Below are 23,443 nucleotides of genomic sequence, written 5' to 3' on the forward strand. Positions count from 1 at the left end.
ATGACCATAAAAACCGCCCGCACGTTATCCACCCTCTGTGTTTCGGGCGTGCTGGCGCTGGCAACAGCGGGGATAGCGCAGGCCGCGCCCAATGACGCGGTGCTGAAGGCCTTATTCGACCAGGCCAATTACTGGCATGAAAAGTCTCACGACGATCTGGCGAACGAATCGCTGAAGAAAGTGTTGATGGTGGATGCCAATAACACCCAGGCGCTGTACCTGATGGCGCTGTGGGCGCAGCAGGGCGGCGATCTGAAAGCGGCCGCGCAGTGGCGCGCCCGGCTGGCGGCCGTATCGCCGGACGACGGCGGGCTACAGGCGCTGGATAATGCCAAACAGCTGGCGCAGGTGCCGCAGGGACAACTGACGCTGGCCCGCCAGCAGGCGCGCAGCGGCAATATTCCCGCCGCGCTCGCCACCTGGCGCAGCCTGTTTAACGGCGATACGCCGCCGCCCAGTCTCGCCCCGGAATACTATCTGACCATGGGAAGCGACAAAGCCATGTATCCGCAGGCGCTCAATGAGATCCAGCGATTCGTGGCGCAAAACCCGCAGGATAACGCCGCCCGCGTGGCGCTGGGCAAAATGCTGACGTGGCGCGAAGAGACGCGCCGCGACGGCATCATGCAGCTTGAGCAGATGGCGAGCGGCAACAAAGAGGCGGACGATGGCCTGCGTCAGGCGCTGCTGTGGCTGGGGCCGCAGGCAGGGGATGAACAGTTTTACGATAACTACCTGCAACGCCATCCGAAGGACAGTGACGTGCAGGCGTATTACCGCAAAAGCATCGGCGGTGCGGCGAAAGGCGAGGGCTATAACGCGCTGAACAGCGGCAATACCCGCGATGCCCGCCGCCAGTTTGAGCAGGTGCTGCAAACCAACCCGGAAGACGCGGATGCGCTGGCAGGACTGGGGTATATCGCCCAGCGTTCCGGCGACTACCAGGCCGCGGCGCAATATCTTAGCCGCGCGGCCAGCCAGGGGGGCGAGGCCTCTGCCGAACGTAAAGCTCAGGCTGAAGACGCGGCTTTTTATGGTCAACTGGCCCAGGCGCAGCAGGCGCTGAAAGAGGGCAACGTCAGCCAGGCGCTGGCATTATCCGCGCCGCTGGCGCAGCAAAGTGGTGAGCGCGGCACGGCGGCGAAGCTGTTCCGCGCCGATGTGCTGCGCCACAACAAAGATTATCCGCAGGCGGAGCAGACGCTGCGCGAGGTGCTGAACGACCAGCCGCAAAACGCCGCCGCGCGGGAAAACCTCTATTACGTGCTGCGCGATCAGAACAAAGCCGAAGAAGCGCAGACCGTATTACGCACGCTGCCCGCCGGTTTACAGGCGAAGCTGCAACCGCGCGTGGTCACCGGCTTGCCGGGCGATCCGATCCGTCGTCAGGCGCAACAGCTGGCGGCGAGCGGTAACACCAGCCAGGCGATTGCCGTGCTGCAACAGGGCGTCGCCCGTCTGCCGGACGACCCCTGGCTGCGTCTCGATTTATCGCGCCTGCTGCAAAAAAACGGCAATGACAGCGAAGCCAGCTCGGTCATCGCCCCGGCCTCTCGTCCTGGTGCGGGAGCCAGTTCGCTGTACGCGGCGGCGCTGTTTGCCAGTGAAAACGGCGCCTGGCAACAGGCGCAAACGCTGCTGTCGCGTATTTCTCCGGCCAGCCAGAACGGGCAGATGCGCGATCTGGCGAAACGGGTGAACTACAACCTGCAAATGGCGACCGCCGGGCGCTATCTGGCGCAGGGTAACACCCTTGCCGCCGCCAATACGCTGAAAACCCTGACCGCCACGCCGCCTGAAAGCCCGGTGGATGCGGGTAAACTGGCGCGTCTGCTGGCGCAAAGCGGCGATCTGACTGGCGCGGTAGCGCTGGTGCGGGAAAACATGCGCGCAGGGGTGCAGGGCAACGCCGGGGATTATGCCGATCAGATCGCCGTGCTGAACAAGGCGGGCCTGAACAGCGAAGCCCAGAGTTTCCTGGCCCGTCCGGAGATTCAGGCGCGCAGCACGCCGACGCAACTGGCGGGCTTACGCACCGGTTATGTCATCAATGAAGCCGATGCGCTGCGCGAGCAGGGTAACTATGCAGCGGCCTATGACAAGCTGATGCGCGCCCTGCAAAGCGATCCGCAGAATACCGATCTGATGTTCGCCATGGGCCGTCTCTACCAGACCGGCAAAATGAACAAAGAGGCCGGGGTGGTCTATGACTACCTGATGACCCGCGATACCGACAGCCAGGATGCACGCGTCGGTGCGATTGATGTGGCGCTGGCGGAAAATAATGTCGAGAAAGCCGACGCGCTGGCCCGTGGCCTGCGTGCGGATAACTCTGCCGATCGGCTGCTGCTGCTGGCCCGTCTGGAAGAGGCGAAGGGCAACCATCAGCAGGCCATGACGTATCTGCGCAGCGCGCGCGGCAAACTGGTGGGGCTGGATGCGTCAAACGGCGCGGCGACGCCGACCATCGGCGGCGTGCTGGTGGCGGATAACCCCTTCGTGCGTACCAGTGCCTCCGCAGGGCAGGCGGCGTCTGCGTCAGTTTACGGCCAGACGCTGCCGTGGCAGGTGGCGCAGGTGGCAGGTGAACCTGGCAGTACGCTGCCGGGCACCACCCGCACCGATCTGCCTGTGGAAACCGCCCAGGCGCGTACGCTGCGTCAGGTGGATGACATGATGCAGAGCATGGAGCAGAAAACCGGCATGTGGATGCAGGGCGGCGTGGAAGTGCGTGGACGCGATGGCGAATCCGGCACCAGCAAGCTGACCGAAGCCAAAGCGCCGTTAACCTGGTCCAGCTCGCCGTTTGGCGAGTCGCGCTTTGAGTTCACTGCCACGCCAATCACCCTGAGCGCGGGCAGCGCCTCGGGCGACACCTGGCGGCGCTATGGCACTAACCCTATTGATAATGCCATCAGCAATATCTCCTCATCCATTGAGAATGCGCAGAACTCCGTCGATCCGACGGCGGCAGCCTTCGCCGATTTGCAGGGCTACAATGCGGAAAATCTCTCCCCGCTGACCGACACTGGCCTTGCCAATCTGAACAGCCTTAATGAATCCGGTCGCCTGAAGGCGCTCAGCGTATCGAACTTCAAATCCAGCCTGGATAACAAGATAACCTCCTCTACCGACTCGCAGAAAGCGAGCGGCGTCGAGCTGGCGATGGCGCTGAGCGGCGAAAGTTACCGACTGGATATTGGCACCACGCCGCTGGGCCAGGATCTCAGTACGCTGGTGGGCGGCGTACAGTGGTCGCCGAAGCTGACCGATTATCTGACGCTGATCATCAAAGGCGAACGCCGCGCGGTCACCGACAGCCTGCTCTCCTATGTCGGCATGAAAGACGCCTATTCGGGTAAAACCTGGGGGCGGGTGACGAAAAACGGCGGTAACGTACAGCTTGGCTATGATGACGGCGACGCGGGCTTTTATGTCGGCGGCGGCGGTTACAGTTATCTCGGCGAAAACGTGGCCAGCAACACCAGCATGAACGCCAGCGCCGGGGTGTATCTGCGTCCGTTCCACGACGATTACCGCCAGCTGCAAACCGGCCTGAACGTCAGCTGGATGGATTTCTCGAAAAACCTCAGCTACTACACCTACGGGCAGGGCGGCTATTTCAGCCCGCAGAACTACGTCAGCGTCTCTTTACCGGTTGATTTTAGCCAGAAAATTAACAACTGGAAGCTTAGCCTTGGCGGTTCCGTGGGCTATCAGTCCTATACCCAGGACAGCAGCGACTACTTCCCGACCGATGCCGGGGCGCAGGGGCTGATGAAAGAGCTTTATGACCTGGGCTACGCGCGTGATTATCGCTATAAAGGCGGATCGGAAAGCGGCATCGGCTACACCATGCGCGCGGGCGTGGATTACAACGTGAATAAAAGCATGACCGTCGGCGGGAAAGTCGGCTATGACACCTTCGGCAACTATAACGAAAGCACCGCCGGACTCTATTTCCGCTATTTGTTAGGAGACAAATAACTATGACAGTGAACAGTCAACACGCGCCGCTGATCGGCTGGTTTCAGCAGCAACAAACGCCGCCGGGCTGGTTTGATCTGCTGACCATTATGATCGACGGTATGGTGCGTAATGTCGGGCAGGTGGAGAGCCAGCCGTTCCTGCGTCAGATGGGCGAAACCCTGGCGGCGCAGTTCCCGTTGCCGCCCGCTGAAACCGTCGGCGAACTGGAGGCGCATATCAATGCGCAGCTGCGCCATTTTGGCTGGGGATTTATCGATATTGAGGCCAGCGACACCGGCCTGACGCTGCGCCATCAGGCGATGCCGATCTCCCGCCACGAGGAGCAGCAAACGCGCTGGTGCCATGCTTTTTGTGCAATACTTGAAGGTCTTTACGCCAGCTGGCTTCAGGGCCAGGGCGGCGAGGCGCATGTTGCGTTGCAACGCGAACGACTGAATTCACTGTCAGACGTTCTGTTCCGTTATCACAACCCACAATGAGTTGAACTATGGTCAAGCGCGTATCTACCGCGATAGTCATGACGGTGAGTCTGTTATTTACCGTATGCGCCCAGGCAGGCCCTGCCTGGGACACCTATAAATCCCGGTTTCTGATGCCGGACGGACGTATTGTCGATACCGGCAATAACAACGTTTCTCATACCGAAGGCCAGGGCTACGCGATGCTGATGGCGGTCGCCAGCAATGACCGCGCCAGCTTTGACAAGATCTGGGCCTGGACGAACAAGACGCTGAAGAACAAGGAAAACGGCCTGTTCTACTGGCGCTATAACCCGGTAGAGCCTGATCCCCTTGCGGATAAAAACAATGCCTCGGATGGCGATGCGTTGATCGCCTGGGCGCTGCTGAAGGCTGACGCGCGCTGGCACGATGCGCGCTATACCGCGGCGTCGGATGCCATCACTAAGGCCATAGTCGCGCATACGGTGATTAATTTCGCGGGCTATCGCGTGATGCTGCCTGGCGCGCAGGGCTTTAACCACAATAGCGATGTGACCCTGAATCCGTCCTATTTTATTTTCCCGGCATGGCAGGCGTTCGCTGAGCGTAGCCATCTCGTCGTCTGGCGTGAGCTGATCCGCGATGCGAACACGCTGACCGCGAAAATGGCCTGGGGGGAGTCGAAGCTGCCGGTTGACTGGGTCACACTGCACGCCGACGGCAAAATGCAGCCTGCCAGCAAATGGCCGCCGCGCATGAGCTACGATGCGATCCGCATTCCGCTGTATGTGGCCTGGCAGAACCCGCAAAGCCCGCTGCTGACGCCGTGGCGCAACTGGTTCGGACAGTTCAGCGGCGATAAAAACCCGGCCTGGGTGAACGTCATGACCAACGAAACCGCGCCCTATAATATGAGCGGCGGCTTACTGGCCGTGCGGGATTTAGCGCTTGGGGTGAAGCACGGCGAACCGCAGATCGACGCGCAGGAAGATTACTATTCGGCAAGCCTGAAAATGCTGGTGTGGCTGGCAGAGCAGGAGTGATTTCTTCCCTCACCCCGTCCGGTTTTCACCGGCACGGGGTGAAGGGAATTCTTATCACTGCGGATACGGTACCCAGTCTCCGCCGTTCAGCCGTACGTACGGCTTATCCTGATACTGGATCACAATCGCGTTCGAGTTTTCCGATACCGGCGCTGTCTGCGGCAGATTGCTGGTCAGTTGATCCCAGTTCACGCTGTCTTCCACGAACAGTTTGCCGTCCACTGCACGAACGACCAGTTCAGATATCGCCAGGAAGCTGCTCGGCTGATCGATGATCAACGGAGCGCCCTGATGCGGGGCTTTCATACCGAAGAACTTAATGCCGACCGGCACGTTGGTGATCGACGGGCTCGGGATGTCGCGCAGACCGGAGACCTGCATTTTATCCCCCTGCAATGCGCCGCCGTGTTCCGGGGCCATCACCACCATCACCTTACGACCTGATTTTTCCAGCTGAGTGAAAAACGCATCCAGTTCATCAAAGAGTTTCTGGGCGCGCACTTTATAGTCAGCGGTTTTACTGACGCCAGGGAAGTGGTTGCCATCATGCAGCGGCAGCAGGTTGAAGTAAGTGGCGGTGCGCTGATTGTTTTTACCTTCTTCAGACTCCATCCAGCGGTTAAGCACTGCCGTATCGTCATATACCGGCGAACCGTCGAACGACAGCAGCGCGGTCGGCAGTCCGGCCTGATTCATCAGCGGCGCCTGCATGCCGCCGTTTTCGCGCACTTCTTTCAGGAAGCCGCCAAACACGCCGTTATGATCGAGCATAAACTGCGATGAGAAGCCCAGTTTCGCCAGGTTATCGAACAGATAGCACTCGTTACCCGCCTGCTGATAAAGATTTTTATGCGACGGCTGACCACAGCTGGCGCGCAACAAACGGATGGCCGCCGGGCCGCTGTAAGAGGTGGCGGAGTTAAAGTGCTTAAACTGAATATCGAAGTGCGACCACAGCGGATGCGACATCAGTCCGGCGGCTTCCACATCCGCCCAGGAGAGGGAACAGATGTTGATCACCAGCAGCTCAAACGGCTGGGCATCGGCGGGCAGCGAGGCGGGGAACGGCGTTTTACGCTTCTCCTCAGCCTGATAAAAACTGTTCAGCCAGGCATCAAGATTCGCTGTAGTCGGTGGCGCTGTCTGGGCGGGCATACCGTCGACGACCGGCTTGTTGCCTGCGTTGGCCACTGTCGCCGCCGCATTGCCGCCGGTGGTGGTCACCGTGGTGGTCGGCTGACCCGCAGGCCACAGGGAAAACGCCGGGCCGGTGAGGGTGATCAGGTTCAGCCAGATCATGATGGCCACCACAAATACCGTCACGCGGATCCACTGCGCCAGGAACAACCATGCCACCAGCAGTACAAAGATCGCGCCAAGCATCTGCCAGTTGATAAAACGCGTGACCAGGTCCAGCAGATAATCGGCGCTGAATCCCGCCACCTGGCTGCCCTGGCTCATCATACTTTGCGGACCCGGCAGCCAGGTATCGTGCCAGAACAGCGCAAAGCCGATAGGAATGGCGATCCAGTGGCGCAGACGATGCAGTTTGCGTTTTGGCAGCGGCATCAGCAAAAACGCCATAAACACCAGATTTTGCAGCGCATGGAAATTGAGATAGCCCGCCCATAACAGGCCGAACTTCACTAAAAAATAGAAGTTCCAGCCAGAAAGCCCGCGCCAGTATTGCCACAGCGGCGACGGCGCAGAGGGAGTATAAGATTGATTAGTCATGTTTTCGGTCTGCTTTGACGGTGGATGCCCGGCGTAACGTTCCGGCGGGTTTGACATATTTCGGCTTAACAAACATTAGCCGGAGTACGGTTCTGATGCGGCGCGACGAATGCCGCGCGGCGTAACCCAGCGGAAAGAAAATCAGCGCGCACAGCACCACTAACTGAATAATATCGCTGAGAGTCATCATGATGAGCGCTCCGTCGTCTCACTGAGCAGGCGGAGAGGTTGAGGAATACGCCGCCAGCTGCGGCCGTCGTGCTCCGCATTCCGGATCTGATTCGGGCCGTCGGTCACCGGCAGCGGGCGTGACCACTTCTCCGGTTGCAGCGCGCGCATGTTCACCAGTTCCGCGGAAATCTGGTTATCCTCAAACCACACCATGCGGTTAGAAAAAATATCGGCGATGGGCAGCGGGAAAATATGGTTGAGCGCGGTATCGAGATCGTTGACCCGGCAGAAGGATAAAAACAGCACCAGCCGGTTATCGCCGATGGTCATAATGTCCCCGACGCGGTTCGGGCGGCACAGCGTCAGCGCCTGCTCGACGCGGATCCCCGGCACCGGACGCAGCGCCACCAGCACGCCTTTGCCATCCGGCGGCAGTAATGTGTTCTGCATCATATTGCCGACGGCATCGCAGAAAATGTCCCACGTCTGGAAACCTCGCAGCTTCAGCGGCTGCGTCATGGTCAGGAGCGTGGCGATATCCTCCGGCACGTGGCGGTTAAATTGCTGGCCCTGCACGCTTTCAATCAGCGTCAGACAGCGTGACAGGGGCGCATTCCACGGGATCACCATATTCGCGCCGCAGCCTAATAACAGGCGTTCATCGGTGGCGCGCAGGCTGGCGGTATTTTCACGTACGATGATTTTCAACGCGCTGCCGCGCTGGCGGCGCAGCGAGTGTATCTGCCGCGCGAGGTTTTCAATCTGATTATTTTGCGTGAGCGAGAAAATGACCGTCGCGGCCTGGGTGGTACGCGCTTCTTCAAACAGCGCTTCGTTATTATCGAACAGCGTCCAGTATTCCGAGAGCGGCGGCGCGCCTTCCAGCAGGGCGACATTACTTAAAATGCGTTTTTCGTCGCTGCGCGGCTGTACGGTAGTTTCTTCCTGGCGGGCTAATTGCCAGCCGTCGCCGCGTGGCTCCAGAATAAGCTGCTGGCGCGCGCTGACGCCTTTTTCGTTACACCAGAAGGCAACGTCATACAGATGAATATCCTGCTGGCTGCGCAAACTGGCGAGGCCATATAATGAGCGATATTCCGTCGTCAGAAAGGAGAACAGTTTATCATTATTGTTCCCGGGGTTAACGATCAGCAGCGTACAATTGTGGTATTTCGACCACCTATGAATATTCTCAAGCCATACACGTAATTTATCATTGGATATATTCTGCCAGGCATTACTGGCACACAGCAGGATAAATAAATGGTGATGAGGATCGACCGAACAGAGTAAATCAGGGGCAAGCGAGTATAGACTATTTTCTTTATCCGGCATGAAAAACAGCCTAATTTTTTCCGGACCGTGATGCTCGTCCAGTTTAATGATATTCTTCGGCTCCTTGCCCATGCTGATCACCGCGACCTTGCTGGCAGCGGGCTGCGAGGCAACGGTCTGATTAACCAGCCTTACCGCATCGTTGTCGCGGTCAGCGTTGATCCACCAGACCCCTCCGGCAGGCATATGGCGCAATTCGTCCCACAAGGAGTGAATGCCAATAGAAAATATGGGGTCCATCGCGTCCCTCTTGTTGCAGATCGTCAGTTATCTCAGTTTACTAGCGAAAGCAAAGAAATAAACCTAACATTGAAATTAAAGAGCATCAGATTTAGCATGTAAACACATTTTTTTCGCCGGGCAAGCGGATAAATTCTTTCCAGCTGTTTTTTATTCAAAACGATAGGATAAAAAATGAATAATAATGAAACCGCTAATTCGAAAGATTCAAGCCTGAACTATACCTGGCAGAATGATTTTCTGGCACTCAGTCGGGTGTTTTCATTGCCTGAAATAGATTACACCGACATTTCTCAACGGGAACAATTGGCGGCAGCGATTAAACGCTGGCCATTGCTCGCTGAATTCTCCCAACTGCCATAAGGAAGCCGGAATGGCCATTCTGGGATTACAGGGCATACGCGGCGGCGTGGGTACGACCTCCGTCACCGCTGCGCTGGGCTGGTCACTGCACATGCTTGGCGAAGCGGTGCTGCTCGTTGATGCCTGCCCGGATAATCTGCTGCGCCTGTCATTTAACGTCGACTTTACCCAGCCCGCAGGCTGGGCGCGCGCGTTGCTGGACGGGCAGGACTGGCGCGACGCGGGGCAACGTTACACCTCGCAACTGGATCTGCTGCCCTTCGGTCAGCTCACCGCAGGCGAGGCGGAAAACGCGCACCTGCTGCATGACGCGTTAAGCGGCATCGGGCCGATCCTGCAAAACCTGAAAGCGCAGAGCCATTATCAGTGGATCCTGGTGGACCTGCCCCATGGTCAGACGCCGCTGACGCGCCTGATCCTCGAACAGTGCGATCGGGTGCTGACCCTCGTCAGGCCGGATACCAATTGCCACGTGCGTTTACATCAGCAGGCGTTGCCGGCGGGGACGCACATTCTGCTTAACGATCTGCGTATCGGCAGCCAGTTGCAGGACGATCTGTATCAGGTATGGCTGCAAACCCAGCGCCACCTGTTGCCGACGGTTATTCACCGCGACGAGGCGATGGCCGAATGTCTGGCGGCGAAACAGCCGCTGGGAGAGTACCGCAGTGACTCGCTGGCCGCCGAAGAGATCATGACGTTGGCGAACTGGTGTCTGCTGCACGCCGCGCAACCTGCCAGCGGGAGCGACGCATGAGCCGTCTTTCCGCCTGGTTTTTGATCCCCCCGGTTAGCGAACGCCTCGGCGCGCGCTACCAGCTTTATCGCAGCCACGGCGCGCCGGCATTCAGCGCCGCCCTGGGCTGCCTGTGGGCGATCCTGGCCTGGCTTTTCCTGCCGCTGGAAAATCCGCGCTGGCAGTCGATCCGCGAACGCCACCGTGAGCTTTACCCGCATATTCGCGCCGAACGGCCGCGCCCGCTCGATCCGGCGCGTTACCTGCTGCAAACCCTGTGGCTGATGGTTACGCCCGAACAGGCAACGGCAGGCGCGCCGCGCAAACGCCGTCGCGCAGGCTTCTCGCAATTAATGGCCCGCTACCATGCGTGGCTCGACGCGCTGCCGCAGCGCTTCAGCGCCCGGACCAGCCATCTGGATAATCAGAAAGAACTGGCGCACCTGCATCCGCGTCTGCGGCGCATTATTCTTGGCGTGATCGTGGCCTTTTCCGCCATTCTGGCGCTGCTGTGCATCACCCAGCCGTTTAACCCGATGTCGCAGTTCATCTTCCTGGTTCTGCTGTGGGCCGTGGCAATGATGGTGCGGCGTATCCCCGGACGCTTCTCGGCGCTGATGCTTATCGTATTGTCACTGACCGTTTCCTGTCGCTACATCTGGTGGCGTTATACCTCCACGCTCAACTGGAACGATCCGGTCAGCCTGGTCTGCGGCCTGATCCTACTGATTGCCGAAACCTACGCCTGGGTGGTGCTGGTGCTCGGCTATTTCCAGGTGGTGTGGCCGCTCAATCGTCAGCCGGTGCCGCTGCCGAAGGATATGTCTCTGTGGCCGACCGTTGATATTTTCGTCCCGACCTACAACGAAGATTTGAACGTGGTGAAAAACACCATTTATGCCTCGCTGGGCATCGACTGGCCGAAGGATAAGCTGACTATCTGGATCCTCGATGACGGCGGGCGTGAAACCTTCCGCCAGTTTGCCGAGACCGTAGGGGTGAAATACATCGCCCGTACCACCCATGAACACGCCAAAGCCGGGAACATCAACAACGCCCTGAAATATGCGAAGGGCGAGTTTGTATCGATTTTCGACTGCGACCACGTGCCCACGCGCTCGTTTTTGCAGATGACCATGGGCTGGTTCCTGAAAGAGAAAGAGCTGGCGATGATGCAGACGCCGCACCACTTTTTCTCGCCGGATCCCTTTGAGCGCAACCTTGGCCGCTTCCGTAAAACCCCTAACGAAGGCACGCTGTTTTACGGTCTGGTGCAGGACGGCAACGACATGTGGGACGCGACCTTTTTCTGCGGTTCCTGTGCGGTGATCCGTCGCGGGCCGCTCGATCAGATTGGCGGCATCGCAGTGGAGACGGTGACGGAAGATGCGCACACTTCTCTGCGTTTACACCGTCTCGGCTACAGCTCGGCCTATATGCGTATTCCGCAGGCGGCGGGCCTGGCGACGGAAAGCCTCTCGGCGCATATCGGACAGCGCATCCGCTGGGCGCGCGGCATGGTGCAGATCTTCCGCCTCGATAACCCGCTGTTGGGCAAGGGGCTGAAGCTCCCGCAGCGGCTCTGTTATGTGAACGCCATGTTCCACTTCTTATCCGGTATTCCGCGGCTGGTGTTCCTCACCGCGCCGCTGGCGTTCCTGTTGCTCCACGCCTATATCATTTACGCCCCGGCGCTGATGATCGCGCTCTTTGTGGTGCCGCATATGATCCACGCCAGCCTGACCAACTCCAAAATCCAGGGCAAATATCGCCACTCGTTCTGGAGTGAAATTTACGAAACGGTGCTGGCCTGGTATATCGCCCCGCCGACCATGGTGGCGCTGTTTGCGCCGCATAAAGGTAAATTTAACGTCACCGCCAAAGGTGGGCTGGTGGAGGAGGAGTACGTCGACTGGGTCATTTCCCGGCCCTACATTTTCCTCGTGCTGCTGAATATCCTCGGTATCCTGGTGGGCGTCTGGCGCTATTTCTATGGGCCGGAGAATGAAATTCTTACCGTATTCGTCAGTATCGCCTGGGTGTTCTACAACCTGATCGTGCTCGGCGGCGCGGTGGCGGTGTCGGTGGAAAGTAAACAGCTACGCCGCGCTCATCGCGTGGAAATCTCGATGCCAGCGGCCATCGCCCGTGAAGATGGCCATATGTTCTCCTGTACCGTACACGACTTCTCTGACGGCGGGCTGGGCATCAAAATTAACGGCCAGGCGCAGGTGCTGGAAGGGCAGAAGGTGAACCTGCTGCTCAAACGCGGCCAGCAGGAGTATGTCTTCCCGGCGCAGGTGGCGCGCGTTTCCGGTAATGAAATCGGTCTGCAACTGATGCCGTTGACCACCCGTCAACATATTGATTTTGTACAGTGTACCTTTGCCCGCGCCGATACCTGGGCACTCTGGCAGGACAGCTTCCCGGAAGATAAACCGCTGGAAAGTTTGATGGATATTCTCAAGCTGGGTTTCCGTGGCTATCGCCACCTTGCAGAATTTGCACCTTCGTCCGTAAAAATGATTTTCCGGTCCCTCACTTCACTGGTTTCCTGGCTTGTGTCGTTCGTTCCGCGCCGCCCCGAGCGGGACGTGGTAGTACAGCAACCGGGTTCGTGACTGGCTCAACAATGATGATAATGCGATGAAAAGAAAACTTTCCTGGATGTGCGCAGTGGTAATGGGATTAAGTGCATACCCCTATGCAATGACGATGGCGGCGCCTGCCAGTCCGGCGGCTACGGCTGCGCCCGTGGTGCCGACGGTAACGCCTGCAACACAAGGGGCCGCCACGCCGGCGCCGACGCAGCCGGAATCCATGATGCCCGTGACGCCGGTCGAAGCACAGACCACGCCGGTGGGTCAGGTCATGCCGGGCGTAAACGGGGCAAATGCGCCGATTGTCGCCGATAATGCGCCTACGCGCGACGTTACCCTGACTTTTGCGCAGATCGCGCCGCCGCCGGGCAGCATGATCCTGCGCGGCGTCAATCCGGACGGCGGCATTGAATTCGGAATGCGCAGCGACGAAGTGGTGTCGAAAGCGGTGCTGAATCTGGAATACACGCCATCGCCGTCATTGCTGCCCGTCCAGTCGCAGCTGAAGGTCTATCTGAATGATGAGCTGATGGGCGTTTTGCCGGTCACCAAAGAACAACTGGGTAAAAAGACGCAGGCACAGGTCGCCGTCGATCCGCTCTATATCACCGATTTTAACCGTGTGCGGCTGGAGTTTGTCGGCCATTACCGCGATGTGTGTGAAAACCCCGCCAGCAGCACCCTGTGGATGGATATCGGCCGCAACAGTTCACTGGCGATGACCTACCAGAAGCTGACACTGAAAAATGACTTGTCCTCTTTCCCGGTGCCCTTCTTCGATCCGCGCGACAACCGTCCGCTGAACCTGCCGATGGTCTTCGCTGGCGTCCCGGCGCTGGCGCAGCAACAGGCGGCGAGTATTGTCGCTTCATGGTTCGGCACCCGCACCGGCTGGCGCGGCCAGCAGTTCCCGGTCTCTTATGACGCGCTGCCGGACAGCAATGCCATTGTCTTCGCCACCAACGACAAACGTCCGGCATTCCTGCGTGATGTGCCGCCGGTGACCGCGCCGACCGTGATGATGATGAACCACCCGACTAACCCGTTCATGAAAGTGCTGGTGGTGTTCGGGCGCGATGACAAAGACATCCTGCAGGCGGCGAAGGGCATTGCCCAGGGCAACCTGCTGTTCCGTGGCGACCGCGTGGTGGTGGACGAGGTGAAACCGCTGCTGGCGCGTAAACCTTACGATGCGCCTAACTGGGTGCGTACCGACCGGGCAATCACCTTTAGCGAGCTGAAAACCTATGAGGAGCAGTTGCAGGCCACCGGCTTACAGCCCGCCTCCATCAACGTGGCGATGAATCTGCCGCCGGATCTTTATCTGTTGCGCAGCAGCGGCATTGATATGAACCTCAATTACCGTTACACCGCGCCGCCGACGAAAGATAACTCGCGCATGGATATCAGCCTGAATAACCAGTTCCTGCAATCCTTCAGTCTGACCAGCAGCCAGGATACTAACCGTCTGCTGCTGCGGCTGCCGGTGCTACAGGGTCTGCTGGACGGTAAAACCGAAGTGTCTATTCCGGCGCTGAAACTGGGGGCGCTGAACCAGCTGCGCTTCGACTTCCAGTACATGAACCCGATGCCGGGCGGTACGATCGAAAACTGTATCACCTTCCAGCCGGTGCAAAACCGTGTGGTGATCGGCGACGACTCCACCATTGATTTCTCGAAGTATTATCACTTTATCGCCATGCCGGATCTGCGCGCCTTTGCCAATGCGGGCTTCCCGTTCAGCCGGATGGCTGATTTGTCGGACACTTTGGTGGTGCTGCCCGCGCAGCCAACGGCCGCTCAGCTCACCACGCTGCTGGATTCCATGGGCGGCATCGGAGCGCAAACCGGTTTCCCGGCGGTGAACGTCACCCTGACCAACGATGGTAATCAGCTGGCGAATAAGGATGCCGATATCCTGATCATCGGCACCTTACCGGAAAAACTGAAAAACGATGAACGTATCGACTTGCTGGTGCAGGCCACGCAAAGCTGGGTGAAAACGCCGCAGCGCCAGACAGACTTCCCGGCCATTGTGCCGGACGTTAATGACCGCCAGGCCGACACGCAGACTGCCGTCAGCTCCAGCGGCCCGATGGCGGCGATCGTCGGCTTCCAGTCGCCCTATAACGATCAGCGCAGCGTGGTGGCCCTGCTGGCGGACAGCCCGCGCGGCTACAGCCTGCTGAACGAGGCGATGAACGACAGCGGCAAGCGCGCCGCCATGTACGGTTCGGTGACGGTGATCCGCGAATCGGGCGTTAACGGCCTGCGGGTGGGTGATATCTATTATGTGGGTCATCTGCCGTGGTTTGAACGCATCTGGTATGCGCTCTCAAACCATCCGATCCTGCTGGCGGTGCTGGCGGCAGTGAGCGTCGTGTTGCTGGCCTGGGTGCTGTGGCGTCTGCTGCGCATCATCAGCCGTCGTCGTCTTGATGGCGACCATGAATAAATTGCGATACCGGGGTCCGTCATGCGCAGGTTAACGCTACGTTTTATCGCCTTATCGCTCGGCTTCTCGGCGATGCCGCTTGTGCATGCCGCGCCGGATGCGCAACAGCAACTGCTGGAACAGGTGCAACTGGGGGAGGCGACAAAACGAGAAGATCTGGTGCGCCAGTCGCTCTACCGGCTGGAGCTGATCGATCCGGCAAACCCGGACGTTATCGCCGCGCGCTTCCGTTATTTGCTGCGCCAGGGCGACACCGCGGGCGCGCAAAAACAGCTCGACAGGTTACAGGAGCTGGCGCCGGACTCCGGCGCGCTGCGCGATTCCCGCAATATCATGACGCTCTCCAGCCCGGAAGGGCGACAGGCGTTGCAGGAAGCGCGTTTGCAGGGCACCACCGGCCATACCCAGGAGGCGCTGGCTGCTTACGATAAGCTGTTTAACGGCCATCCGCCCACCGGCGATATTGCGCGGGAATACTGGGTGCTGGTAGCGAAAGTCCCCGCCCGGCGCAATGAAGCCATCAATCAGTTAAAAGCGCTTAACGCGCGGCGTCCGGGAGATGGCGAGCTGCAAAACGCCCTCGCGCAATTGCTGTTTGCCAGCAATCGCCCGGATGAAGGCTATGCGGTACTTCAGCAAATGGCGAAATCCGGCACCAGCCGCAATGCCGCCGCCGCTATCTGGTATCAGCAAATCAAAGATCTGCCCGTCAGCGACGCCAGCGTACAGGCGCTGCAACGTTTTCTGGCGCAGTTCAGCGAGGGCGATAACGTCGATATGGCGCGTCAACAGCTGGCCGAACAGCAGCAGAAGCTGGCGGATCCGGCGTTTCGCGCCCGTGCTCAGGGGCTGGCGGCGGTGGATGCCGGGCAGGGTGGCAACGCCATTGCCGCTCTGCAACAGGCAGTCAGCGCCGACGCGCGTGACGGCGAAGCCACTGGCGCGCTGGGTCAGGCATACTCCCAGAAAGGCGATCGCGCCCGCGCGGTAGAGCAGCTGGAAAAAGCCATTGCGCTGGCGCCGCAAAGCAGCAACCGCAGTAAATGGGACAGTCTGTTGCAGACCAACCGCTACTGGCTGCTGATCCAGCAGGGGGACGCGGCGCTGAAAGCGAATAATCCGGCCCAGGCGACGCGTTTTTATCAACAGGCGCAGCAGGTGGATAACACTGACAGCTACGCGGTGCTGGGGCTGGGCGATGCCGCGCTGGCAAGAAAAGAGACCGCCAGCGCCGAGCGCTACTATCAGCAGGCGCTGCGGATGGACAGCGAGAACAGTAACGCGGTGCGCGGGCTGGCGAACCTCTACCGGGCGCAGTCGCCCGAGCGCGCTGAGGCCTTTATTCAGACGCTGAATGCCCGCCAGCGGCGCAGCATTGACGACATTGAACGCAGCATGACGGGCGACCGTCTGGCGCAGCAGGCCGAAACTCTGGAAAACCGCAGCGACTGGGCGCAGGCCGCTGAGGTGCAGCGTCAGCGCCTGGCGCTGGATCCGGGCAGCGTGTGGATCACCTACCGGCTGGCGAGCGATTTGCGTAACGCCGGGCAGCGCGCCCAGGGCGATGCGCAGATGCGCGATCTGGCGGCGAAAAAACCGAACGACGCTGAACAGGTTTACGCTTATGGCCTGTATCTCTCCGGCAATGAAGATCAGGGCATGGCGGCGCTGGCGCATCTCAACACGCTGCCGAAAAGCCAGTGGACGCCCAATATTCAGGAGCTGGCGGATCGCCTGCAACGGAATCAACTGCTGGCCCGCGCTAATCAGCTGCGCGACAGCGGCAATGAACCGGCGGCAATAGATCTGCTGAAGGCGCAGCCCGCTTCCACGCCCATTGATTTAACCCTGGCCGACTGGGCGCAACAGCGCGGCGATTACCCTGCCGCCAGCGCCTTGTATAGCGCTGTGCTGACAAAAGAGCCGGATAATCTGGATGCCCGTCTGAGCCTGGCGGAAGTGGCCGTGGCGCAGCAAAACCCAATGGAAGCCCGCGCGCAGCTGGCGAAAATTTCCCCGTCAGCCACGCAGCCATTATCCATGAATACCGAGCGGCGTATGGCGCTGGTTGAGGCGCGACTGGGGAATACTCGTGAGGCGCAGCAGACCTTCGCCAGACTGGTGCCCCAGGCAAAATCCCAGCCGCCGTCGCAGGACAGCGCGCTGGTACTGCGTGATGCCGCCCGGCTTTCGCAGGCGACGGGTGAACCGCAGCAGGCGCTGGAAGGTTATAAAGATGCGATGGTCGCCGCCGGGATCGCCGCGGTACGTCCGCAGGATAACGACACCTTTACCCGTCTGACGCGCAGCGATGAAAAAGATGACTGGCTTAAGCGCGGGGTGCGCAGCGATGCGGCAGAGCTGTATCGCCAGCAGGACGTGAACGTCACCCTGGATCATGATTATGGCCGCTCAGACGGGACGGGCGGTTATTCCGATCTGAAAATGCACACCACCATGTTGCAGGCCGACGCGCCGTTAGCCGACGGGCGCATGTTCTTCCGCACCGATGTCATCGATATGGATGCCGGTTCCTTCAGCAAGAACAGCGACGGCCTGTATGATCCTAACTGGGGTACCTGCGGCGAGTTGGGCTGTGACAATATCGATAAAAAACAGAGCGACAGGGGCGTAAGCGTCGCGGTTGGCTGGCGTAATGACACCTGGGACATGGACATCGGCACCACGCCGATGGGGTTTAATGTCGTTGATGTGGTGGGCGGGCTGAGTTACAGCAGCGATTTGGGGCCAGTCGGTTATACCCTGAACCTGCATCGCCGCCCGATCTCCAGCTCATTGCTGGCCTTTGGCGGACAGAAGGACGCCAGAGGTTATCAATACGATCCGGACGATGAAGATAATAACCGGGGCGGCACCGGGAAAACCTGGGGCGGCGTGCGGGCCAGCGGCGGTGGCGTCAGTATGAGTTACGATCGCGGCGAAGCCCACGGCGTGTGGGCAAGTCTGAATGCGGACACTCTGAACGGCAAAAACGTCGAGGATAACTGGCGCGTGCGCTGGATGACGGGCTATTACTACAAGCTTATCAATAAAGACAATGAGCGCATGACCGTCGGCCTGAACAATATGATCTGGCATTACGACAAAGATCTGAGCGGTTATACGCTGGGTCAGGGCGGTTATTACAGCCCGCAGGAGTACGTCTCTTTTGCGGTGCCGGTGACATGGCGCAAACGCACGGAAAACTGGTCATGGGAGCTGGGCGGATCGGGTTCCTGGTCCCACTCACGCACCAAAGCGCAGGCCAGTTATCCGCGCTTAAATCTCATCCCGGCGGCCTTCCGGCAGGATGCCAGCGATGAGGGTAGCGAAGGCGGCAGCAGCCAGGGCTTCGGGTATACGGCCCATGCGCTGGTGGAACGCCGTATTTCATCGAAATGGTCAATAGGCGCAGGTATTGATATTCAGCAGGCGAAAGATTATACCCCCAGTCACGGGATGATCTTTGTTCGCTACTCCGATGCGGGCTGGCAGGGCGATATGGATATGCCGCCGCAACCGCTGATGCCTTACGCTGACTGGTAACGGGAATCTAGAATTATCTTATATCCCCCGGACAGTCTCTTAATGATGCCGCTATAGGGTATACTCTGGCGGCGGTAAGGTAACAGCAGGTTACTTTTCGTGTTAAGGGTATTCCGGAGAAACAATTTGCGCGTCAGCCGTTCATTAACCATAAAACAAATGGCGATGGTGTCAGCCGTCTCTATGCTGTTTGTGTTCATTTTTTGCGTCATTTTGCTCTTTCATTTTGTACAGCAAAACCGCTACAACACCGCGACGCAGCTTGAAAGCATTGCCCGTTCGGTGCGCGAGCCACTCTCATCCGCCATTCTGAAAGGCGATATTGTTGACGCGGAAACCATCCTGAAAGGCATTCAGCCTGCGGGCGTGGTCAGCCGTGCCGACGTGGTGCTGCCCAACCAGTTCCAGGCGCTGCGCATGCGCTTTATTCCTGAACGCCCGGTGCCGGTGACCATTACCCGTTTGTTTGAACTGCCGGTACAGATTTCCCTGCCTATTTATTCCCTGCAACGTCCGGCGAATCCGCAGCCGCTGGCATATCTGGTGCTACAGGCGGATTCGTACCGCATGTATAAATTCGTAATGAGCGCGCTGTCGACGTTTGTGACGGCTTACTTACTGCTGACGCTGATGATCACCGTGGCTATCACCTGGTGTATTAACCGTCTGATCGTTCATCCGCTGCGCCGTATCGCCCGCGAACTTAACGATCTGCCCCAGCACGAGCTGCCGGGGCATCAACTGGCGCTGCCGCGTCATCACCATGATGATGAAATCGGCATGCTGGTGCGCAGCTATAACCGCCACCAGCAGCTGGCCTTGCCGCATCACGACGACGCGCGCTATCCGGTCGCCGGATCGGCGCATAAAGCGATTCTTACCGCACTGGATAATCACCAGTACACCATCTGGCTGCAACCGCAGGTAAATCTGGCGACCGGTACCCTGCTGGGGGCGGAAGCGCTGCTGCGCGTGCGCCAGCCGGACGGCAGCTGGACGCTGCCGGAAGGGCTTATCGAGCATATCGAAAATACCGGTCTGATGGTGACTGTCGGTTACCGGGTGCTGGAAGCGGCCTGTCGCCAGCTGGCGGCCTGGCAGGGGCGCGGTATTATGCTTCCGCTGTCGGTGAACCTGTCGGCGCTGCAACTGATGCATCACGCGATGGTGCCGGATCTGCTGGCGCTGTTAAGCCGCTATCGTATTGCGCCGGGTACGCTCATCCTGGAAGTGACCGAAAGCCGCCGTATCGACGATCCGCAGACGGCGGTGGGGATTTTACGCCCGCTGCGTAACGCCGGAGTGCGTATCGCGCTGGATGATTTTGGGATGGGCTACGCGGGCCTGCGTCAGCTGCACCATATGAAATCGTTGCCGGTGGATCTGTTGAAGGTGGATAAAACCTTTGTGGAAGGGCTGCCGGACGATAACAGTATGGTGTCGGCGATTATCCATATGGCGAACAGCCTGGATCTGGAGATCATTGCCGAAGGCGTGGAAACCGACGCTCAGCGCGAGTGGCTTGCCGCCGCTGGCGTGACCATGGCGCAGGGATTTTTATTCGCCCGCGCTATGCCGCCGGACGCCTTTGAGGCGCGCTATTTTTCCGCCTCGCCGGAAGATGAAAAAGAATAGTCTGTTTTACACTTGTGCGAGTCAGCTCAAATTTCTTAACATTATTGTTTCAAATTTGAAGTAAGTTTATTTCTGTCATGTTTATCGGGTGTTATTTTAAAGCCGCAGGCAAACCTAAACCCTACAAGGCCTGTGGTTTTTACTTCAAGGACACCCTATGAAAACCTCACTGTTTAAAAGCCTCTATTTTCAGGTCCTGACCGCCATCGCCATCGGTATTTTGCTCGGCCATTTTTATCCGGAAATCGGCGCGCAAATGAAGCCTTTTGGCGATGCCTTCGTAAAACTGATTAAAATGATCATCGCCCCCGTCATCTTCTGTACGGTGGTCACTGGCATCGCAGGCATGGAAAGCATGAAGGCGGTTGGCCGTACCGGCGCGGTGGCGCTGTTGTACTTTGAAATCGTCAGCACAGTGGCGCTGATTATTGGCCTGATTATCGTTAACGTGGTACAGCCAGGCGCAGGCATGAACGTCGATCCGGCGTCCCTTGATGCCAAAGCGGTGGCGGTCTATGCCGAACAGGCTCAGCAGCAGGGCATTGTCGCCTTCCTGCTGGATGTGATCCCCGGCAGCGTTATAGGCGCGTTCGCCAGCGGCAATATCCTGCAGGTGCTGCTGTTTGCAGTACTGTTTGGTTTTGCGCTGCACCGTCTGGGCCACAAAGGTCAGCTGATTTTTAACGTGATCGAAAGCTTCTCGCAGGTCATTTTCGGCATCATCAATATGATCATGCGTCTGGCACCCATTGGGGCTTTTGGCGCGATGGCCTTTACCATCGGTAAATACGGGGTCGGTACGCTGGTGCAGCTGGGCCAGCTCATCGCCTGTTTCTACATCACCTGTATCCTGTTTGTGGTGGTGGTGCTCGGCTCTATTGCCCGCGCCACGGGCTTCAGCATTTTCAAGTTTATCCGCTATATCCGCGAAGAATTGCTGATCGTGCTCGGCACCTCGTCGTCAGAATCGGTGCTGCCGCGTATGCTGGATAAAATGGAAAAGCTGGGCTGCAAAAAGTCGGTGGTGGGGCTGGTTATCCCGACGGGCTATTCCTTTAACCTCGACGGCACCTCTATTTATCTGACCATGGCGGCGGTGTTTATCGCCCAGGCGACGAACAGCCATATGGATATTTTCCATCAGATCACCCTGCTGGTGGTGCTGCTGCTGTCGTCGAAAGGCGCGGCGGGAGTCACGGGCAGCGGCTTTATCGTGCTGGCGGCAACCATATCGGCAGTCGGGCATTTACCGGTGGCCGGGCTGGCGTTGATCCTCGGTATCGACCGCTTTATGTCTGAAGCCCGTGCGCTGACCAACCTGGTGGGTAACGGCGTTGCCACTGTGGTGGTGGCAAAATGGGTTAAACAGCTTGATGAAAAACAGCTGACGGATGTGCTCAATAAGCGTGCGCCGGACGGCAAATCGCAAGAAATCTCCTCATAATTTCGCCACTTAGACCCGTCGTCCCTTGTGGGGCGACGGGCTCCTGCGCATAATTACCCAAAATTTCACTTCCCGGCGTGACGTTTCGCTTTTTACGCTGTCTAACACGAAGTGTTTAGTCGTCATCTCTTAGACTGCCCGGCAATGAGGCGGTCATTTAACCAGGAATGTTGATCAGGGGTTCACATGCAGGGCACAAAAATTCGACTCTTCACTGGCGGCTTGCTGATGATGGTTGCCGCCAGTCATGTGCAGGCAGATGCGCTCCAGCCCGACCCGGCCTGGCAACAGGGAACGCTGGCAAACGGTTTTCAGTGGCAGGTGTTGTCCACGCCCCAGCGCCCCAGCGATCGTATCGAAATTCGCCTGTTAATTAATACCGGCTCGCTCACCGAAAGCACCCAGCAGAGCGGCTTCAGCCATTTTATTCCCCGTATCGCGCTGACGCACAGCGGCGGCCTTGAGCCTGCCCAGGCGCGTTCGCTGTGGCAGCAGGGCATCGATCCCAAACGCCCGCTACCGCCTGCGATAGTTTCTTACGAATACACGATGTTTAACCTGAGCCTGCCGAATAACCGTAACGATCTGCTGAAAGAGTCGCTGGCTTATCTGGCAGATACCGCAGGCAAACTCACCATCACCCCGGAAACCGTAAACCACGCTCTCGCCAGCCAGGACATGGTGGCGACCTGGCCGCAGGATACGAAAGACAGCTGGTGGCGTTACCGCCTGAAGGGCTCGTCTTTGCTGGGCCACGATCCCGCCGACCCGCTCAGGCAGCCGGTGGATACCGAACAGGTGAAATCGTTCTACCAGAAGTGGTACACCCCGGATGCCATGACGCTGATCGTGGTGGGCAATATCGACAGCCGCGCCGTTTCCGAACAAATCAACAAAACCTTCGGCGAGCTGAAGGGCAAGCGTAGTACCCCGGCGCCGGTGCCGACCTTATCGCCGTTACCGCGTGAATCCGTAAGCATTATGAGTGACGCGGTGCGCCAGGATCGACTCTCCATCATGTGGGACACCGCCTGGCAGCCAATCCGCGAATCCGCCGTGCTGTTACGCTACTGGCGCGCCGATTTAGCCCGCGAAGCCTTGTTCTGGCATGTGCAGCAGACGCTCAGCAAAAACAACGCCAAAGACATTGGCCTCGGCTTTGACTGCCGGGTACTGTTCCAGCGCGCCCAGTGCGCGATCAACGTCGAATCCCCGAATGACAAGCTGAACAGCAATCTTGGCGCTATCGCCCGGGAGCTGGCGAAAGTGCGCGATAACGGCCTGGCGCAGGAAGAGTTCAACGCGCTGGTGGCGCAGAAGAATCTGGAGCTGCAAAAACTGTTCGCGACCTATGCCCGCACCGATACCGATGTGCTGATCAGCCAGCGTATGCGTTCGCTGCAAAATCAGGTGGTGGATATCGCGCCGGAACAGTATCAGAAGCTGCGTCAGGATTTCCTGAACAGCCTGACGCTGGAAATGCTGAATCAGGATCTGCGCCAGCAGTTATCACAGGAAATGGCATTGATACTGCTGCAACCTAAGGGTGAGCAGGAGGTCAACATGAAGGATTTGCAGGCCACCTGGGAAAACATTATGTCTCCCGCCACCCATGCGCCTGTCCCGGTGAATGACGATACGCATCAGGACGTGTCGGATATTCCACCGGCCCAGCGCTAGAAATAACCCTCTCCCCAGGGGAGAGGGGATT

Annotated in this window: 14 protein-coding genes; 11 read left to right on the plus strand and 3 right to left on the minus strand. The window is 58.7% G+C overall.

Translation table 11 applies throughout. From position 1 onward, the window contains the following. Genes QRD42_RS05850 through QRD42_RS05860 form a run of 3 tightly spaced genes read left to right on the plus strand, consistent with a single transcriptional unit; the run spans window position 1 to window position 5,473 of the window. Window positions 1–3,987 carry a cellulose biosynthesis protein BcsC gene (locus tag QRD42_RS05850; protein WP_321988395.1) on the plus strand — a complete coding sequence of 1,329 codons (3,987 nt, stop codon included), beginning with the start codon at window positions 1–3 and terminating at the stop codon, window positions 3,985–3,987. 2 nt (window positions 3,988–3,989) lie between these two features. After that, the gene (gene bcsD / locus QRD42_RS05855; RefSeq protein WP_072571470.1) at window positions 3,990–4,469 is read left to right on the plus strand and encodes a cellulose biosynthesis protein BcsD; all 480 of its coding nucleotides are present in this window, start codon (window positions 3,990–3,992) and stop codon (window positions 4,467–4,469) included. An 8-nt stretch (window positions 4,470–4,477) separates the two neighbouring features. Further along, complete coding sequence (locus tag QRD42_RS05860) at window positions 4,478–5,473, plus strand: glycosyl hydrolase family 8 (protein WP_072571471.1); 996 nt, start codon at window positions 4,478–4,480, stop codon at window positions 5,471–5,473. A gap of 54 nt (window positions 5,474–5,527) precedes the next feature. Here QRD42_RS05860 and bcsG read toward each other — a convergent pair whose 3' ends face one another. Genes bcsG through bcsE form a run of 3 tightly spaced genes read right to left on the minus strand, consistent with a single transcriptional unit; the run spans window position 5,528 to window position 8,953 of the window. Next, window positions 5,528–7,207, minus strand: coding sequence for a cellulose biosynthesis protein BcsG (gene bcsG / locus QRD42_RS05865; protein WP_072571472.1), 1,680 nt, complete (start codon window positions 7,205–7,207; stop codon window positions 5,528–5,530). Next, a complete protein-coding gene (gene bcsF, locus QRD42_RS05870; protein ID WP_072571473.1) occupies window positions 7,200–7,397 on the minus strand; it encodes a cellulose biosynthesis protein BcsF in 198 nt (65 codons plus the stop codon). Before bcsF ends, bcsG begins: the two co-directional genes overlap by 8 nt. Then, the gene (gene bcsE, locus QRD42_RS05875; RefSeq protein WP_321988396.1) at window positions 7,394–8,953 is read right to left on the minus strand and encodes a cellulose biosynthesis c-di-GMP-binding protein BcsE; all 1,560 of its coding nucleotides are present in this window, start codon (window positions 8,951–8,953) and stop codon (window positions 7,394–7,396) included. Before bcsE ends, bcsF begins: the two co-directional genes overlap by 4 nt. Before the next feature lie 174 nt (window positions 8,954–9,127). Between bcsE and bcsR the strand changes: the two genes are divergently transcribed. From bcsR to QRD42_RS05915, 8 genes are all read left to right on the plus strand, one after another. Next, entirely contained in the window at window positions 9,128–9,316 is a 189-nt protein-coding gene (bcsR, locus tag QRD42_RS05880; protein ID WP_072571475.1) for a cellulose biosynthesis protein BcsR, read from the plus strand. A 10-nt stretch (window positions 9,317–9,326) separates the two neighbouring features. Next, complete coding sequence (gene bcsQ, locus QRD42_RS05885; protein WP_321988397.1) at window positions 9,327–10,073, plus strand: cellulose biosynthesis protein BcsQ; 747 nt, start codon at window positions 9,327–9,329, stop codon at window positions 10,071–10,073. Further along, the gene (gene bcsA, locus QRD42_RS05890; RefSeq protein WP_318364753.1) at window positions 10,070–12,673 is read left to right on the plus strand and encodes a UDP-forming cellulose synthase catalytic subunit; all 2,604 of its coding nucleotides are present in this window, start codon (window positions 10,070–10,072) and stop codon (window positions 12,671–12,673) included. Before bcsQ ends, bcsA begins: the two co-directional genes overlap by 4 nt. A 25-nt stretch (window positions 12,674–12,698) precedes the next feature. Beyond that, the gene (gene bcsB, locus QRD42_RS05895) at window positions 12,699–15,107 is read left to right on the plus strand and encodes a cellulose biosynthesis cyclic di-GMP-binding regulatory protein BcsB (protein ID WP_072571478.1); all 2,409 of its coding nucleotides are present in this window, start codon (window positions 12,699–12,701) and stop codon (window positions 15,105–15,107) included. A 21-nt stretch (window positions 15,108–15,128) separates the two neighbouring features. Further along, window positions 15,129–18,653, plus strand: a complete 3,525-nt coding sequence (gene bcsC, locus QRD42_RS05900) for a cellulose synthase complex outer membrane protein BcsC (RefSeq protein ID WP_321988398.1) — start codon at window positions 15,129–15,131, stop codon at window positions 18,651–18,653. A 126-nt stretch (window positions 18,654–18,779) separates the two neighbouring features. Further along, window positions 18,780–20,288, plus strand: coding sequence for an EAL domain-containing protein (locus QRD42_RS05905; RefSeq protein WP_083580995.1), 1,509 nt, complete (start codon window positions 18,780–18,782; stop codon window positions 20,286–20,288). A 157-nt stretch (window positions 20,289–20,445) separates the two neighbouring features. Next, window positions 20,446–21,732: a dicarboxylate/amino acid:cation symporter gene (locus QRD42_RS05910; RefSeq protein ID WP_318373363.1), complete on the plus strand. Its 1,287-nt coding sequence runs from the start codon at window positions 20,446–20,448 to the stop codon at window positions 21,730–21,732. A gap of 186 nt (window positions 21,733–21,918) precedes the next feature. After that, window positions 21,919–23,412, plus strand: coding sequence for a M16 family metallopeptidase (locus QRD42_RS05915; protein WP_321988399.1), 1,494 nt, complete (start codon window positions 21,919–21,921; stop codon window positions 23,410–23,412). Window positions 23,413–23,443: the final 31 nt, after the last annotated feature.

The sequence above is a fragment of the Enterobacter sp. PGRG2 genome (assembly GCF_030291195.1).
GTDB lineage: Bacteria > Pseudomonadota > Gammaproteobacteria > Enterobacterales > Enterobacteriaceae > Enterobacter_D.

Excerpts from the sequence above, each read along its gene's own strand:
- QRD42_RS05850 (WP_321988395.1), top strand. The coding sequence starts at position 1 with ATGACCATAAAAACCGCCCGCACGTTATCCACCCTCTGTGTTTCGGGC.
- bcsD (WP_072571470.1), top strand. The coding sequence starts at position 3,990 with ATGACAGTGAACAGTCAACACGCGCCGCTGATCGGCTGGTTTCAGCAG.
- QRD42_RS05860 (WP_072571471.1), top strand. The coding sequence starts at position 4,478 with ATGGTCAAGCGCGTATCTACCGCGATAGTCATGACGGTGAGTCTGTTA.
- bcsG (WP_072571472.1), bottom strand. The coding sequence starts at position 7,207 with ATGACTAATCAATCTTATACTCCCTCTGCGCCGTCGCCGCTGTGGCAA.
- bcsF (WP_072571473.1), bottom strand. The coding sequence starts at position 7,397 with ATGATGACTCTCAGCGATATTATTCAGTTAGTGGTGCTGTGCGCGCTG.
- bcsE (WP_321988396.1), bottom strand. The coding sequence starts at position 8,953 with ATGGACCCCATATTTTCTATTGGCATTCACTCCTTGTGGGACGAATTG.
- bcsR (WP_072571475.1), top strand. The coding sequence starts at position 9,128 with ATGAATAATAATGAAACCGCTAATTCGAAAGATTCAAGCCTGAACTAT.
- bcsQ (WP_321988397.1), top strand. The coding sequence starts at position 9,327 with ATGGCCATTCTGGGATTACAGGGCATACGCGGCGGCGTGGGTACGACC.
- bcsA (WP_318364753.1), top strand. The coding sequence starts at position 10,070 with ATGAGCCGTCTTTCCGCCTGGTTTTTGATCCCCCCGGTTAGCGAACGC.
- bcsB (WP_072571478.1), top strand. The coding sequence starts at position 12,699 with ATGAAAAGAAAACTTTCCTGGATGTGCGCAGTGGTAATGGGATTAAGT.
- bcsC (WP_321988398.1), top strand. The coding sequence starts at position 15,129 with ATGCGCAGGTTAACGCTACGTTTTATCGCCTTATCGCTCGGCTTCTCG.
- QRD42_RS05910 (WP_318373363.1), top strand. The coding sequence starts at position 20,446 with ATGAAAACCTCACTGTTTAAAAGCCTCTATTTTCAGGTCCTGACCGCC.
- QRD42_RS05915 (WP_321988399.1), top strand. The coding sequence starts at position 21,919 with ATGCAGGGCACAAAAATTCGACTCTTCACTGGCGGCTTGCTGATGATG.